Source organism: Streptococcus mitis SK1080 (assembly GCF_000220085.1).
Classification (GTDB): domain Bacteria; phylum Bacillota; class Bacilli; order Lactobacillales; family Streptococcaceae; genus Streptococcus; species Streptococcus mitis_K.
In genome coordinates this window covers 39,122-54,788 of the sequence record NZ_AFQV01000029.1, presented here as the reverse complement: position 1 = coordinate 54,788, position 15,667 = coordinate 39,122, and the positions used below count along the sequence as shown (strand labels likewise).

Sequence of the window (15,667 nt, the reverse complement as noted above, 5' to 3'; positions counted from 1 at the left end):
AGGAAGTAAATTTGCTTCCTTTTTTCTATGCAGTCGATCCCTATAGGGAGAGCTTCCTATTTTCAAGGTAAAAATAAAAAGCCCTATAATAAGGGCCAATTGTATTTAGGAGACTAAACTTCAAATTCATAGAGTGCTGTAGAGAGATAACGTTCACCGTTATCTGGTGCTAGAGCAAGGACTTTTTTACCTGTACCTAATTTTTTGGCAATCTCGATGGCTCCGTAGATAGCTGCAGCTGAAGAAATCCCTACAAGGAAACCTTCTTTTCCACCAATTTCACGTCCGAGTGCAAGAGCATCATCTGATGTTACACGAACGATACCATCATAGGCTTTAGTATCAAGTGTATCAGGAATAAATCCAGCTGAGATACCTTGAATTTTGTGAGGACCAGGTTTTTCACCAGATAGAATGGCGGATTCATCAGCTTCCACTGCATAAACTTGAATGTTTGAATTTGCTGATTTGAGTGCATGAGAAACACCAGAAATCGTTCCACCGGTACCCACTCCAGCAACAAAGGCATCTAGTCCATTTTTACCGAAAGCAGCTAGTATCTCAGCTCCTGTTGTTCTTTCGTGTACTTCTGGATTAGCTGGATTGTCAAATTGAAGAGGAAGGAAACCATCACGTTCAGCAGCGATTTCTTGAGCCTTAGCAATAGCACCTTTCATTCCCTCGCTACCAGGAGTTAGGACGAGTTCAGCACCATAAGCTTGGATAATTTTACGTCGTTCTACACTCATAGTTTCAGGCATAACGATGACGACTTTATACCCTTTAGCAGCACCTACCCATGAAAGTCCAATACCAGTGTTTCCACTTGTTGCTTCAACAATAGTAGAACCAGGTTTTAGAATACCGTCTTGTTCAGCTTTTTCAATCATGCTAAGAGCAATACGGTCTTTTACAGAAGAACCAGGGTTAAATGCTTCAAGTTTTACATAGACATCTGCAGCACCTTCTGGCACAATGTTGTTGAGTTTAACAATCGGAGTTTGACCGATTAGTTCAGTAATGTTGTTATAAATAGACATATGAATACCTCTTTGTATAAGATATCTCTAGTATAACGCTATCTATAACATTTGTAAAATATAGAAATCCTATCGAAGTGATAGGATTTTTTTATATCACAGGTCTAAGCCATTAATTTTTAAGCGATTGTGATAGGCTAATTCTAGTAAATAGGTGTAAAGGAGAACGCTATCCGTTTTCTTTTTGAATTGCTTCATTCAAGCATCTTTTTATTTTGCTCGCTAAAGTAGTTGTGAGAATGTCAACGAAACGCTGTATTATCCATTGTTTACAATAAGTTTACAGGAACTTCAACTTCTCGTAAACCTTGGTCAGTTAACGTGATTTTTCCATTAAAAAACTCTACAAGTGCAGCTTTAATAGTTTCTTTTTCTTCTTTATCAACATAAATCATCGTATCGACTTGATCTGTAAAGTTTGTATCCAGCTCCATGAGATCATGTTCTTTAAGAAAGTTACTATACTCTTGGTATTGAGCATAAGACATTTGAATAGCAATGCCAGCCTGTTCTTTTATTTCAATAATACCAATTTTTTTGACAGCTAAGGCGACACTGCCGGCGTAAGCACGAATTAGTCCTCCAGCCCCTAGTTTAATACCACCAAAGTAGCGTGTCACGACCACACAGACATTAGTGAGATTATGATTTTCTAGTACCCCAAGCATGGGAACGCCAGCAGTACCACTAGGCTCACCATCATCACTTGTATGTTTAATTTCACTACGTTCCCCAATAATAAAGGCAGAGCAGTTATGTGTCGCTTTGTAGTGTTCTTTTTTGATAGCAGTAATGAAGTCACGAGCCTCTTCTTCGCTATAAACACGCTTGGCATGACAGATAAAGCGGGATTTTTTGATTTCTTCTTGGACTTGTCCGTCCTCTTTAATTGTTCTAAATTCCATGATTTAATTGTACTAAAAAATCATCTAAAGCGCTAGGTTTTTACGAATAAAGAAGTATGAAAGTAAATCCAAACTATCTCGGTCGTTTGTTTACTGAGAATGAATTAACAGAAGAAGACCGTCAGTTGGCGGAGAAACTTCCAGCAATGAGAAAGGAGAAGGGGAAACTTGTCTGTCAACGTTGTAATAGTACTATTCTAGAAGAATGGTATTTGCCCATTGGTGCTTACTATTGTCGGGAGTGCTTAATTATGAAGCGAGTCAGGAGTGATCAAGATTTATACTATTTCCCACAGGAGGATTTTCCGAAGCAAGATGTTCTTAAATGGCGTGGTCAATTAACTCCTTTTCAAGAGAAGGTGTCAGAGGGACTGATTCAAGCAGTAGACAAGCAAGAGCCAACCTTGGTACATGCGGTGACAGGGGCTGGAAAGACAGAAATGATTTATCAAGTTGTGGCTAAGGTGATTAATAGGGGTGGTGCAGTGTGTTTGGCCAGTCCTCGCATAGATGTTTGTTTGGAGCTGTATAAGCGCCTGCAAAATGATTTTTCTTGCGAGATAGCCCTCCTACATGGAGAATCAAAGCCGTATTTTCGAACACCACTAGTTGTTGCGACGACCCATCAGTTATTGAAATTTTATCAAGCTTTTGATTTGCTGATAGTGGATGAAGTAGATGCTTTTCCTTATGTTGATAATCCTACGCTTTACCACGCTGTCAAGAATAGTGTAAAGGAGAATGGGCTGAGAATCTTTTTAACAGCGACTTCGACCGATGAGTTAGATAGAAAGATCCGTTTAGGAGAGTTGAAACGATTGAGTTTGCCTAGACGGTTTCATGGAAATCCGTTGATTATTCCAAAACCAGTTTGGTTATCTGATTTTAATCACTGTTTAGAGAAAAGTCGGTTGTCACCAAAGTTAAAGTATTATATTGAAAAGCAGAGAAAGACAGCTTATCCTTTACTCATTTTTGCTTCAGAAATTAAGAAAGGGGAGCAGTTAAAAGAAATCTTACAGGAGCAATTTCCAAATGAGAAAATTGGATTTGTCTCTTCTATCACAGAAGATCGATTAGAGCAGGTACAAGCTTTTCGAGATGGAGAACTGACAATACTTATCAGTACGACAATCTTGGAGCGTGGGGTTACCTTCCCTTGTGTGGACGTTTTCGTAGTAGAGGCTAATCATCGTCTGTTTACCAAGTCTAGTTTGATTCAGATTGGTGGACGAGTTGGACGAAGCATGGATAGACCGACAGGGGATTTGCTTTTCTTCCATGACGGGTTAAATACTTCAATCAAAAAGGCAATTAAGGAAATTCAACAGATGAATAAGGAGGCGGGTCTATGAAGTGTTTGTTATGTGGGCAGACTATGAAGGCTGTTTTAACTTTCAGTAGTCTCTTACTTCTGAAGAATGATGCCTCCTGTCTTTGTTCGGACTGTAACTCTACTTTTGAGAGGATTGGAGAGAAACATTGTCCAAACTGTATGAAAACAGGTTCGTCAACAAAGTGTCAAGATTGTCAATTTTGGTGTAAAGAAGGAGTTGAGGTCAGTCATAGAGCGATTTTTACTTACAATCAAGCTATGAAGGATTTTTTTAGTCGATATAAATTTGATGGAGACTTCCTTTTAAGAAAAGTTTTTTCTTCATTTTTAAGTGAGGAGTTGAAAAAGTACAAAGAGTACCAATTTGTAGTCATTCCATTAAGTAAGGGGAGATATGCTGATAGAGGATTTAATCAGGTTGAGGGCTTGGTCAATGCAGCAGGATTTAAGTACCTGGATTTGTTAGAGAAAAGAGAAGAACGAGCCAGTTCTTCTAAAAGTCGCTCAGAGCGCTTGGCGACAGAACTTCCTTTCTTTATTAAAAGTGGAGTCCGCCTTCCTAAGAAAATCCTAATTATAGATGATATTTATACTACAGGAACAACTATAAATCGTGTGAAGAAACTGCTGGAAGAAGCTGGTGCTGAGGATGTAAAAACATTTTCCCTTGTAAGATGAGGAAAAAATTTGCAAAAATAGAATGAAAGCGTTATAATAAAATCATAAAAACAAAAATGTTTAGAAAGAAGGTACTCATATGATTAAATATAGTATCCGTGGTGAAAACCTAGAAGTAACAGAAGCAATTCGTGATTATGTAGTTTCTAAACTCGAAAAGATCGAAAAGTATTTTCAAGCTGAACAAGAGTTGGATGCTCGAGTTAACTTGAAGGTGTATCGTGAAAAAACTGCTAAAGTGGAAGTAACGATTCCGCTTGGCTCTATTACTCTTCGTGCAGAAGATGTGTCTCAAGATATGTATGGTTCAATTGACCTTGTAACCGATAAAATTGAACGTCAGATTCGTAAAAATAAAACAAAAATTGAGCGTAAAAATAAAAATAAGGTAGCAACTAGTCAATTATTTACAGATGCTTTGGTGGAAGATCCAAATGTTGTCCAATCTAGAGTTGTTCGTTCAAAACAAATTGATTTAAAACCAATGGATTTGGAAGAAGCTATTCTACAGATGGATTTGTTGGGACATGATTTCTTTATCTATGTGGATGTTGAAGATCAAACAACCAATGTGATTTATCGTCGTGAAGATGGAGAAATTGGTTTGTTAGAAGTTAAAGAATCTTAATTTCAATATGTGTAAAGTGAGGTTTACTGAATTGTAAACCTCCTTTTTCTTATAATTGATAGAATTACTGATTACACTTTTAAAAAGTCGCTTTTTGGTGGTTATTATGGTATAATGGGTGCCAAGAGGTTTGGAATGAAAAAATTTTATGTAAGTCCTATTTTCCCCTTAATATTAGGAATAGTGGCGTTCGGAGTGCTATCTGTGCAACTTGTTTTTGTAACGAATACACTGGTAACGCTATTTCTTTTACTACTTATTTTGGGTTCATATAGTTTATTATTCATCCATCAGAGAGACTACTACTCAAGGAGTGAAGTAGAACAAATCCAGTATGTAAACCACCAAGCTGAAGAAAGTTTGACAACCTTGTTAGAACAGATGCCTGTCGGAGTTATTAAACTAGACTTATCGTCAGGTGAAGTTGAATGGTTCAATCCTTACGCTGAATTGATTTTAACTAATGAAGTGGGCGAGATTGATGTGGCATTAATTCAAACAATTATCAGGGCATCGGTAGGGAATCCAGGTTCTTATGCTACCTTGGGTGAGACCCGCTATTCGGTTCATATGGACAAGGTGTCTGGAGTTCTTTATTTCTTTGATGTGTCTGGAGAATACGAAGCGACTGTTGAGTTAGTGACAAGTCGACCTGTGATTGGGATTATTTCTGTTGACAACTATGATGATTTAGAAGATGAAACATCGGAGTCTGATATCAGTCATATTAATAGTTTTGTAGCCAATTTTGTTTCAGAATTTGCTGGGAAGTATGCCATGTTCTCTCGTCGAGTGAGTATGGACCGTTTTTATCTATTTACGGACTACACGGTGCTTGAGGGATTGATGAACGATAAATTTTCTGTTATTGATGCTTTCAGAGAAGAGTCGAAACAGAGACAGTTGCCCTTGACCTTAAGTATGGGATTTTCTTATGGTGATGGAAATCATGATGAGGTAGGGAAAGTTGCTTTGCTCAATTTGAACTTGGCTGAAGTGCGTGGTGGCGACCAAGTGGTTGTCAAGGAGAATGACGAAACGAAAAATCCCGTTTATTTTGGTGGTGGATCTGCGGCGTCAATCAAGCGTACAAGGACACGTACGCGCGCTATGATGACAGCTATTTCAGATAAAATTCGAAGTGTGGATCAGGTTTTTGTAGTTGGTCACAAAAATCTAGATATGGATGCCTTGGGCTCTGCTGTAGGTATGCAGTTGTTCTCCAGCAATGTGATTGAAAATAGCTATGCTCTTTATGATGAAAATCAAATGTCTCCAGATATTGAACGAGCTGTTTCATTCTTAGAAAAAGAAGGAGTTACGAAGTTGTTGTCTGTTAAGGATGCAATGGGGATGGTGACCAATCGTTCTTTGTTGATTCTTGTAGACCATTCAAAGACAGCCTTAACATTATCAAAAGAATTTTATGATTTATTTACCCAAACTATTGTTATTGACCACCATAGAAGGGATCAGGATTTCCCAGACAATGCAGTTATCACTTATATCGAAAGTGGTGCAAGCAGTGCTAGTGAGTTGGTAACGGAATTGATTCAGTTCCAGAATTCTAAGAAAAATCGTTTGAGTCGTATGCAAGCAAGTGTTTTAATGGCTGGTATGATGTTGGATACTAAAAATTTCACCTCACGAGTGACTAGTCGGACATTTGATGTTGCTAGCTATCTCAGAACGCGCGGAAGCGATAGTATTGCTATCCAAGAAATCGCTGCGACAGATTTTGAAGAATATCGTGAGGTCAATGAACTGATTTTACAGGGGCGTAAATTAGGTTCAGATGTACTAATAGCAGAGGCTACGGACTCGAAATGTTACGATACAGTTGTTATTAGTAAGGCAGCAGATGCCATGTTAGCTATGTCAGGTATTGAAGCGAGTTTTGTTCTTGCGAAAAATACACAAGGCTTTATATCCATCTCAGCTCGGAGTCGTAGTAAACTGAATGTGCAACGGATTATGGAAGAACTGGGAGGTGGAGGTCACTTTAATTTGGCAGCAGCTCAAATTAAGGATTTAACCTTGTCAGAAGCAGGTGAAAAACTGACAGAAATTGTATTAAATGAAATAAAGGAAAAGGAGAAAGAAGAATGAAAGTAATCTTTTTAGCAGATGTTAAAGGAAAAGGTAAAAAAGGCGAAATTAAGGAAGTACCAACAGGGTATGCACAAAACTTTCTTATCAAAAAGAATCTAGCCAAAGAAGCAACTGCTCAAGCGGTAGGTGAACTTCGTGGTAAACAAAAATCCGAAGAGAAAGCTCACGCTGAGATGATTGCAGAAGCAAAAGCAATTAAAGCCCAACTTGAAGCAGAAGAAACTGTTGTAGAATTTGTTGAAAAAGTTGGTCCAGATGGTCGTACCTTTGGTTCTATTACCAATAAGAAGATTGCAGAAGAATTGCAAAAGCAATTTGGAATTAAGATTGATAAACGTCATATTCAAGTACAAGCTCCGATTCGAGCAGTTGGTTTGATCGATGTGCCAGTGAAAATCTATCAAGATATCACAAGTGTAATCAATCTTCGTGTGAAAGAAGGATAAATTTACACCTTCTTGACAAGATTGTAAAAGGAAGGGAAGTCTGATGGCAGAAGTAGAAGAGTTACGAGTACAACCTCAAGATATCTTAGCTGAGCAATCCGTTTTGGGGGCTATCTTTATTGATGAGAGTAAACTTGTTTTTGTGCGAGAATATATTGAGTCTCGGGACTTTTTTAAGTATGCCCATCGTTTGATTTTCCAAGCTATGGTTGATTTATCCGATCGTGGCGATGCTATAGATGCAATAACGGTTCGTACCATTCTTGATAATCAAGGTGATTTACAGAATATTGGTGGCTTGTCTTACTTGGTTGAGATTGTCAATTCTGTGCCAACTTCTGCTAATGCGGAGTACTATGCTAAGATTGTTGCAGAAAAAGCAATGCTACGGCGATTAATCTCCAAGTTGACAGAGTCTGTCAATCAAGCTTACGAGGCTTCGCAACCAGCTGATGAAATCATTGCTCAGGCAGAAAAAGGCTTGATTGATGTCAGTGAAAATGCTAATCGAAGTGGATTTAAGAACATTCGAGATGTGTTGAATATCAACTTTGGAAATCTGGAAGCTCGCTCGCAACAAACGACCGATATTACAGGTATTGCGACAGGCTATCGTGACTTGGATCATATGACGACTGGACTTCATGAGGAGGAGTTGATTATCCTAGCAGCCCGTCCAGCGGTTGGTAAGACAGCCTTTGCCTTGAATATTGCTCAGAATATTGGGACTAAGTTGGACAAAACGGTTGCTATTTTTTCACTGGAAATGGGTGCGGAAAGTCTAGTGGATCGTATGTTGGCGGCAGAAGGTTTGGTGGAATCCCATTCTATCCGTACGGGGCAATTGACCGATGAGGAATGGCAAAAGTATACCATTGCTCAAGGGAATCTAGCCAACGCGAGTATTTATATCGATGATACGCCAGGAATTCGGATTACAGAGATTCGTTCTCGTTCACGTAAATTAGCTCAAGAAACTGGAAATCTTGGTTTGATTTTGATAGACTATTTGCAACTTATCACGGGAACTGGTCGAGAAAATCGTCAGCAAGAGGTTTCAGAAATTTCACGTCAGTTGAAAATCCTAGCAAAAGAACTGAAGGTACCAGTAATCGCTCTTAGTCAGCTTTCTCGTGGGGTAGAACAACGTCAGGATAAGAGACCGGTCTTATCTGATATTCGTGAATCGGGATCTATCGAGCAGGATGCTGATATCGTAGCTTTTCTCTATCGTGACGATTACTATGAGCGTGGTGGTGAAGAAGAGGACGGCATACCAAATAATAAGGTAGAAGTTATTATCGAGAAAAACCGTAGTGGAGCTCGTGGAACGGTGGAATTGATTTTCCAAAAAGAATACAATAAATTTTCAAGTATCTCAAAGAGGGAGGCATAAGATGTCAGATGCATTTACAGATGTAGCCAAGATGAAAAAAATCAAAGAAGAAATCAAGGCACATGAGGGACAAGTCGTAGAAATGACTTTGGAGAATGGTCGTAAGCGCCAAAAAAATAGATTGGGTAAGCTAATTGAGGTTTATCCATCCCTATTTATCGTTGAATTTGGGAACGTTGAAGGAGATAAACAAGCTAATGTTTACGTTGAATCCTTTACTTACTCAGATATCCTTACTGAAAAGAATTTGATTCATTATCTGGACTAAAGTGAGAAATTTTCTCACTTTTTCTTTTTTCTCCGAATAGTTTAAGTGAAGGTAATCTTCGATTTATATTATTTTCAAGGAGGAAGAATGAAAATTTTACCGTTTAAAGTAACAGAGACAAGGTTTTCTTTCAGAAAATCAGCTAAAAAGGTTGTTCCTTTTTTAGTAGTAGGATTGATGCTAGCAGCGAGTGATAGTGTATATGCCTATTCTGGAGGAAATGGATCGATTGCGCGTGGAGATGATTATCCTGTTTATTATAAAAATGGGAGCCAGGAGATTGATCAGTGGCGCATGTATTCTCGTCAGTGTACTTCTTTTGCAGCCTTTCGTTTGAGTAATGTCAATGGTTTTGAGATTCCAAGGGCTTATGGAAATGCGAATGAATGGGGCTATCGTGCTCGTCGTGAAGGTTATCGTGTCGATAATAGACCAGCGATTGGCTCTATTGCTTGGTCTACTGCAGGAACTTATGGGCATGTTGCCTGGGTGTCAAATGTAATGGGAGATCAGATTGAGATCGAGGAATATAACTATGGTTATACAGAAGCCTATAATAAACGAATTATAAAAGCAAATACCATGACTGGTTTTATTCATTTTAAAGATTTGGCTGGTGGCAGTGTTGGGAATAGTCAAACCTCAGTTTCAATAGGAGGAACACATTATTTTAAGAGCAAGTCTGCTATTAAAAATCAGCCATTAGCTAGCGCAACTGCGATTGATTACTATTATCCTGGGGAGAAGGTTCATTATGATCAAATTCTTGAAAAAGATGGATACAAGTGGTTGAGTTATACAGCTTATAACGGAAGTCGTCGTTATATTCAGCTAGAAGGAGTGGCTTCTTCACAGAATTATCAGTACCAATCAGGAAACATCTCTAGCTATGGATCCAATAGTAGTTCAACTGTCGGTTGGAAGAAAATAAATGGTAGTTGGTATCATTTCAAATCAAATGGGTCTAAATCAACGGGATGGCTGAAAGATGGTTCCAGCTGGTATTATTTGAAATCATCTGGTGAAATGCAGACAGGCTGGTTAAAGGAAAATGGCTCGTGGTATTATCTGGATAGTTCAGGGGCAATGAAAACAGGCTGGTATCAAGTTTCTGGTAAGTGGTATTATTCTTACTCTTCAGGTGTCTTAGCTGTTAATACGACGGTGGATGGCTACAGAGTAAACAGTGATGGAGAACGAGTATAGAAAATTGGAGTAGGAAATTTTTCCTGCTCTTTTCTGTAAGCAGTTTCCTTGACATTTTTCTTATTTTGCGCTATCATATATCTATATAATATATGGGAGTCTGTGTACAGTCTGAGAGGAAGTGTTAAACTTCGACCGCACCTGATCTGGGTAATGCCAGCGTAGGGAACGATACTTAGTCTATTCTTGACCTTTTCCATATATGGCAAAGGTTTTTCTTTTTGTCAAAGGAAAACGAGAAGAGGAGGTTTTTATGAAAGCAAGCATTGCCTTGCAAGTTTTACCCCTAGCGCAGGGGATTGATCGGATAGCTGTTATCGATCAGGTCATTGCTTATCTGCAAGCTCAAGAAGTGACCATGGTGGTGACACCATTTGAAACGGTCTTGGAAGGGGAGTTTGATGAGCTCATGCGTATTCTCAAAGAAGCGCTGGAAGTGGCAGGGCAGGAGGCAGATAATGTCTTTGCCAATGTCAAAATAAATGTAGGAGAGATTTTAAGTATTGATGAGAAACTTGAAAAGTATACTGAGACGACACATTAGTCTATTGGGCTTTCTGGGAGTCTTGTCAATCTGGCAGTTAGCAGGTTTTCTTAAACTTCTCCCCAAGTTTATCCTGCCGACACCTCTTGAAATTCTCCAGTCCTTTGTTCGTGACAGAGAATTTCTCTGGCACCATAGCTGGGCGACCTTGAGAGTGGCTTTATTGGGACTGATTTTGGGAGTCTTGATTGCCTGTCTCATGGCTGTACTTATGGATAGTTTAACTTGGCTCAATGACCTGATTTACCCTATGATGGTGGTTGTTCAGACCATTCCGACCATTGCCATAGCTCCTATCTTGGTCTTGTGGCTAGGTTATGGGATTCTGCCCAAGATTGTCTTGATTATTTTGACGACAACTTTTCCTATCATCGTCAGTATTTTGGACGGTTTTAGGCATTGTGACAAGGATATGCTGACCTTGTTTAGTTTGATGCGGGCCAAGCCTTGGCAAATCCTGTGGCATTTTAAAATCCCAGTCAGTCTGCCTTACTTTTATGCAGGTCTGAGAGTCAGTGTCTCCTACGCCTTTATCACAACAGTGGTATCTGAGTGGTTGGGAGGCTTTGAAGGACTAGGTGTCTACATGATTCAGTCCAAGAAACTGTTTCAGTATGATACCATGTTCGCGATTATTATTCTGGTATCGATTATCAGTCTTCTGGGTATGAAGTTGGTCGATATCAGTGAAAAATATGTTATTAAATGGAAACGTTCGTAGAATTAGAATGTTTCAAAAAGAAAAGAGGAAATCAAAATGAAAAAAACATGGAAAGTGTTTTTAACGCTTGTAACAGCTCTTGTAGCTGTTGTGCTTGTGGCCTGTGGCCAAGGAACTGCTTCTAAGGATAATAAGGAAGCAGAACTTAAGAAGATTGACTTTATCCTAGACTGGACACCAAATACCAACCACACAGGGCTTTATGTTGCCAAGGAAAAAGGTTATTTCAAAGAAGCTGGAGTCGATGTTGATTTGAAATTGCCACCAGAAGAAAGCTCATCTGACTTGGTTATCAATGGTAAGGCACCATTTGCAGTGTATTTCCAAGACTACATGGCTAAAAAATTGGAAAAAGGAGCAGGAATCACTGCCGTTGCAGCTATCGTAGAGCACAATACATCAGGAATCATCTCTCGTAAATCTGACAATGTAAGCAGTCCAAAAGACTTGGTTGGTAAGAAATACGGGACATGGAATGACCCAACTGAACTTGCTATGTTGAAAACTTTGGTAGAATCACAAGGTGGGGACTTTGAGAAGGTAGAAAAAGTACCAAACAACGACTCAAACTCAATCACACCGATTGCCAATGGCGTCTTTGACACTGCTTGGATCTACTATGGATGGGATGGTATCCTTGCTAAATCTCAAGGTGTAGAGGCTAACTTCATGTATTTGAAAGACTACGTTAAAGAATTTGACTACTACTCACCAGTTATCATCGCAAACAACGACTACCTTAAAGACAACAAAGAAGAAGCTCGCAAAGTTATCCAAGCTATCAAAAAAGGTTACCAATATGCTATGGAGCATCCAGAGGAAGCGGCAGATATCCTCATCAAGAATGCACCTGAACTCAAGGAAAAACGTGACTTTGTTATCGAATCTCAAAAATATTTGTCAAAAGAATACGCAAGCGACAAGGAAAAATGGGGACAATTTGATGCGGCTCGCTGGAATGCCTTCTACAAATGGGATAAAGAAAATGGTATCCTTAAAGAAGACTTGACAGACAAAGGCTTCACTAACGAATTTGTGAAATAATGACAGAAATTAGACTAGAACACGTCAGTTATGCCTATGGTCAGGAGAGGATTTTAGAGGACATCAATCTGAAAGTCACTTCAGGTGAAGTGGTTTCCATCCTAGGCCCAAGTGGTGTTGGAAAGACCACCCTCTTTAATCTAATCGCTGGGATTTTAGAAGTTCAGTCAGGGAGGATTGTCCTTGATGGTGAAGAAAATCCCAAGGGGCGCGTGAGTTATATGTTGCAAAAGGATCTGCTCTTGGAACACAAGACGGTGCTTGGTAATATCATTTTGCCCCTCTTGATTCAAAAGGTGGATAAGGCGGAAGCCATTGCCCGCGCGGATGAAATTCTTGCGACCTTCCAGTTGACAGCTGTACGAGACAAGTATCCCCATGAACTTAGCGGAGGGATGCGTCAGCGTGTGGCCTTGCTTCGAACTTACCTTTTCGGGCACAAGCTCTTTCTCTTAGATGAGGCCTTTAGCGCCTTGGATGAGATGACCAAGATGGAACTCCACGCTTGGTACCTTGAGATTCACAAACAGTTGCAGCTGACAACATTGATTATTACTCATAGTATAGAGGAGGCCCTTAATCTCAGCGACCGCATCTATATCTTGAAAAATCGCCCTGGGCAGATTGTTTCAGAAGTTGATCTAGATTGGTCTGAAGATGAGGACAAGGAAGTCCAAAAGATTACCTACAAACGTCAAATCTTAGCAGAATTAGGCTTAGAATAAGTAGAAAAATAGGGAGTTGGTGAAGATTATCCTTTACTAGCGCCCTTTTTCTTTTAAAAATGAGAAAATTTCGGTATAATAGTCAATTATACCGAAATCATTCTATAATCGTTGATACATAAGGGTTTTATGTATCGCTTTTTTGATTTTGTGGACTTTTTTAAGAACTTTTTATTTTTTCGAGGGCAGTTTCAAAGAATGAGACTGCTCTTTTTTGGTTCTCTTTTGATAAATGGCTGTAAGTGTCCATAGTTACAGATATTTTTGCATGGCCAAGCCGTGTCTGTATTTCCTTGTAGGGTAGACCGGCATTAAGCAAGATACTAGCGTGAGTGTGTCGGAAAGCATGAAAGCCTAAATCAGTACAGTTAGCGTTTTTTAAGTGCTTATGTAGGCGGTAATCAACTTTTCGAGTATTGACATAGTTGTCAAAGCTATCAGAGAATACTTTCTCATAGGTTAAGCCAATGTTTCTACCGTTTTCTGCTTGTCTTGCTCGGTAGAGACGAAGCATGAGCACTGTTTTATGATCAATATCTAAAACTCTATAGCTTGATTTTGTCTTAGGAGTGTTTACCTGGTTTAAAATGTTGAGTGTTTTGTTAATATCGATCGTTCCGTTCTGCAGGTCAATATCAGACCATTCCAGGGCCAGACATTCACGGATGCGCAGTCCAGTAGCTAGGAGTGTCTTATAAAGCACGGTATCATAAAAATTGATAAAGGTATTTTCTAGGCTATCGAGATAAGAGAGGAAGTTTTTAAGTTCCTGATCTTGAAAGTATTTAATTTCTTGTTTATCTCTGGTTATCTTTCTGGGAATGACAACATCACGAGCAGGGTTATTGTCTAATGCCTGGATAGAAACTCCATACTGTAGAATACGTTTATTTAAGGCATGAAGATGATTGTATTCTTTATACCCCGTTCCGTCCTGATTGTACTCATCCGCCCATTTATTTACCTGAGTTTGGATAATGACAGGTGTAAGTTTATCTAGTTTGTAAGTACCAAATGAGGGCAAGAGGTAGTTATTTAAGCAACCTTTTATCTTAATCTGCGTATTAGTCTTTACGGTATACTGGTAGGTTTGCCAAAATAAGTCCACAAGTTCGCTATAGGTTGTTATATGTGAGCGTTGTTTCCGTGTCGAGCCGTTTTTCTCAAATTCTACCTTAACCTGGGTGGCCTTGTTTTTGAGTTCTTTCTTTGTTCGTGCTGATATGGTAGTCTTGACCTTCTTACCAGTCACAGAATCAATGCCAAGATAGATACTGGAGCGGTAGACTGCTGATCCGTCTTTTTTCGTGTGTTGTGTAATCTTCATGGTTTACTCCTTTTCCATCAGCAGGCAAGCAATTAGAAAAGGTTTTGAGTTTAGACCATGCGAGGAGCTACGAGAACCCCTTTATTTTCGATTTTAAGCAGTCAGACGGCAAATAATACCAGAGTATGAAACAAGGCGGATATGGGGCTTATATCTATTTGGTAGATGGTTCTATTCAGAATACTCAGCTATTTTGTCATTTATATACTCTAATGGCATACCTGATTCTATCGTAAACATAACATCGTCATCAGGGAACTTTTTAAGATGTTCCTTGAGAGAATAGAATAAAGCAAATTCGGCATGAAATGTTGCATCCTCATTCTTAAACCATGTAAGAGAGTTGAAAAGGGTGTATAAATCGTTTTTTCCAGCACCTCTTCTATAGCCAGCTTCAGATATATCCATTCGTTTGTGGAAAAATTCCCTATAGCTGATTGAATATTTCTCAGAATGATAATTAAACAGTCTCCCACTATGGGCGGCACGGTTTCTAAATGCCAAAACTAGGTATAGAATTTCTGAAAAGGTTGCTTTTACTTCCTCGGTTATAAATTCTTTAGGAATTGTTAGGCAGGTTGCAATGACTTGCTCTTTTTGAGCAGGTTTTAGCAACTTACACATTGTTACCAGGTTTCCTAGAGTAGTACCTTTTAAAAGAATCCATGGCGGAATGTGTCCGTGAGTTTCTCTGTAGTGTTTATAAGGTTCAGAGTTATCATCGTAAATTTTATTTAATTTAAGAATGAGCTGATCAATCTCATAACCTCTTTTATTCTTCTTCCCTTGATTATAATTTTTTCTATCCAGGTAATTCTCTTTTTCAACTCCGATATCTTTTGCGACAACGTAACCGATTGCTGTCCGTAGTGACAATTCAATCTCCATAGTCGCCTCTAAAATTCCTTTTCGGATATCTTTATCAAGTTCATAGAGGGCGAGCATATGTTCAAACGTTTCACCATCTTTATAGATTTCCTCTTCCGAGTCTAATTCAATAGTGAAATACTTATACCCGTTGACTATTTCATAGTATCCATAATTAGTTAGAGCTTGTCTTGCTAAGCTTTCATTTAGAAATGTTAGATTTCTTGATTTTAGTAGTTCAATTTGTTCATTGATGTCTGTAAAAGGTTTCATTGATTGTACCTCAAAATAATGCACAAAAGGAGCCTCGTTAGAAGCTCCTTTCGGTAGGTCGCTACTGCAACCATTCATTAAGATTAAATAAATTATAATCCATTTGGAGCCATATGTCAACAAATTAGCGAATAAGTTTGCTTTTTTTCGT

Annotated in this window: 16 protein-coding genes, 1 pseudogene and 1 riboswitch; of the genes and pseudogenes, 12 read left to right on the top strand and 5 right to left on the bottom strand. The window is 38.9% G+C overall.

What is annotated here, in order from left to right:
• Positions 1-113 precede the first annotated feature (113 nt).
• The 3 genes and pseudogenes from cysK to HMPREF9957_RS11760 form a co-directional block, all read right to left on the bottom strand.
• Positions 114-1,040, bottom strand: a complete 927-nt coding sequence (cysK, locus tag HMPREF9957_RS11765; RefSeq protein WP_000029888.1) for a cysteine synthase A — start codon at positions 1,038-1,040, stop codon at positions 114-116.
• A 96-nt stretch (positions 1,041-1,136) separates the two neighbouring features.
• Positions 1,137-1,232: pseudogene (locus tag HMPREF9957_RS13670) on the bottom strand (PH domain-containing protein); the annotation flags it as partial.
• A gap of 77 nt (positions 1,233-1,309) precedes the next feature.
• Positions 1,310-1,945 carry a YigZ family protein gene (locus HMPREF9957_RS11760; protein ID WP_000395735.1) on the bottom strand — a complete coding sequence of 212 codons (636 nt, stop codon included), beginning with the start codon at positions 1,943-1,945 and terminating at the stop codon, positions 1,310-1,312.
• Between the two features lie 56 nt (positions 1,946-2,001).
• Between HMPREF9957_RS11760 and HMPREF9957_RS11755 the strand changes: the two genes are divergently transcribed.
• The 12 genes from HMPREF9957_RS11755 (at position 2,002) to HMPREF9957_RS11700 (ending at position 13,049) form a co-directional block, all read left to right on the top strand.
• A complete protein-coding gene (locus tag HMPREF9957_RS11755; protein WP_000867717.1) occupies positions 2,002-3,300 on the top strand; it encodes an ATP-dependent helicase ComFA in 1,299 nt (432 codons plus the stop codon).
• Positions 3,297-3,959 (top strand): ComF family protein, encoded by a 663-nt coding sequence (locus tag HMPREF9957_RS11750; RefSeq protein WP_000649954.1) that lies wholly within the window; start codon positions 3,297-3,299, stop codon positions 3,957-3,959. The genes HMPREF9957_RS11755 and HMPREF9957_RS11750 overlap by 4 nt, the downstream gene beginning before the upstream one ends.
• 79 nt (positions 3,960-4,038) lie before the next feature.
• A complete protein-coding gene (gene hpf, locus HMPREF9957_RS11745; protein WP_000599100.1) occupies positions 4,039-4,587 on the top strand; it encodes a ribosome hibernation-promoting factor, HPF/YfiA family in 549 nt (182 codons plus the stop codon).
• Between the two features lie 135 nt (positions 4,588-4,722).
• Entirely contained in the window at positions 4,723-6,696 is a 1,974-nt protein-coding gene (locus HMPREF9957_RS11740) for a GGDEF domain-containing protein (RefSeq protein WP_000715143.1), read from the top strand.
• A complete protein-coding gene (rplI, locus tag HMPREF9957_RS11735) occupies positions 6,693-7,145 on the top strand; it encodes a 50S ribosomal protein L9 (protein WP_000864214.1) in 453 nt (150 codons plus the stop codon). Before HMPREF9957_RS11740 ends, rplI begins: the two co-directional genes overlap by 4 nt.
• 43 nt (positions 7,146-7,188) lie before the next feature.
• Positions 7,189-8,541, top strand: a complete 1,353-nt coding sequence (dnaB, locus tag HMPREF9957_RS11730) for a replicative DNA helicase (protein WP_000852483.1) — start codon at positions 7,189-7,191, stop codon at positions 8,539-8,541.
• Position 8,542: 1 nt separating this feature from the next.
• Complete coding sequence (locus tag HMPREF9957_RS11725) at positions 8,543-8,809, top strand: Veg family protein (RefSeq protein WP_001278169.1); 267 nt, start codon at positions 8,543-8,545, stop codon at positions 8,807-8,809.
• 87 nt (positions 8,810-8,896) lie between these two features.
• Complete coding sequence (cbpD, locus tag HMPREF9957_RS11720; protein ID WP_000698589.1) at positions 8,897-10,015, top strand: choline binding-anchored murein hydrolase CbpD; 1,119 nt, start codon at positions 8,897-8,899, stop codon at positions 10,013-10,015.
• 82 nt (positions 10,016-10,097) lie between these two features.
• Positions 10,098-10,200, top strand: a riboswitch (TPP riboswitch).
• Between the two features lie 68 nt (positions 10,201-10,268).
• Positions 10,269-10,559: a thiamine-binding protein gene (locus HMPREF9957_RS11715; RefSeq protein WP_000647659.1), complete on the top strand. Its 291-nt coding sequence runs from the start codon at positions 10,269-10,271 to the stop codon at positions 10,557-10,559.
• Positions 10,522-11,280: an ABC transporter permease gene (locus HMPREF9957_RS11710; RefSeq protein ID WP_001245134.1), complete on the top strand. Its 759-nt coding sequence runs from the start codon at positions 10,522-10,524 to the stop codon at positions 11,278-11,280. Before HMPREF9957_RS11715 ends, HMPREF9957_RS11710 begins: the two co-directional genes overlap by 38 nt.
• Positions 11,281-11,316: 36 nt before the next feature.
• Positions 11,317-12,324 carry an ABC transporter substrate-binding protein gene (locus HMPREF9957_RS11705; RefSeq protein ID WP_000754540.1) on the top strand — a complete coding sequence of 336 codons (1,008 nt, stop codon included), beginning with the start codon at positions 11,317-11,319 and terminating at the stop codon, positions 12,322-12,324.
• Positions 12,324-13,049: an ABC transporter ATP-binding protein gene (locus tag HMPREF9957_RS11700; RefSeq protein ID WP_000136216.1), complete on the top strand. Its 726-nt coding sequence runs from the start codon at positions 12,324-12,326 to the stop codon at positions 13,047-13,049. The genes HMPREF9957_RS11705 and HMPREF9957_RS11700 overlap by 1 nt, the downstream gene beginning before the upstream one ends.
• A 160-nt stretch (positions 13,050-13,209) precedes the next feature.
• On the opposite strand, the gene HMPREF9957_RS11695 is transcribed toward HMPREF9957_RS11700, so the two are convergent.
• On the bottom strand, positions 13,210-14,376 hold the full coding sequence (locus HMPREF9957_RS11695; RefSeq protein ID WP_000705444.1) for a tyrosine-type recombinase/integrase: 1,167 nt from the start codon (positions 14,374-14,376) through the stop codon (positions 13,210-13,212).
• Positions 14,377-14,547: 171 nt separating this feature from the next.
• Positions 14,548-15,516: an Abi family protein gene (locus HMPREF9957_RS11690; RefSeq protein ID WP_000802154.1), complete on the bottom strand. Its 969-nt coding sequence runs from the start codon at positions 15,514-15,516 to the stop codon at positions 14,548-14,550.
• Positions 15,517-15,667 lie beyond the last annotated feature (151 nt).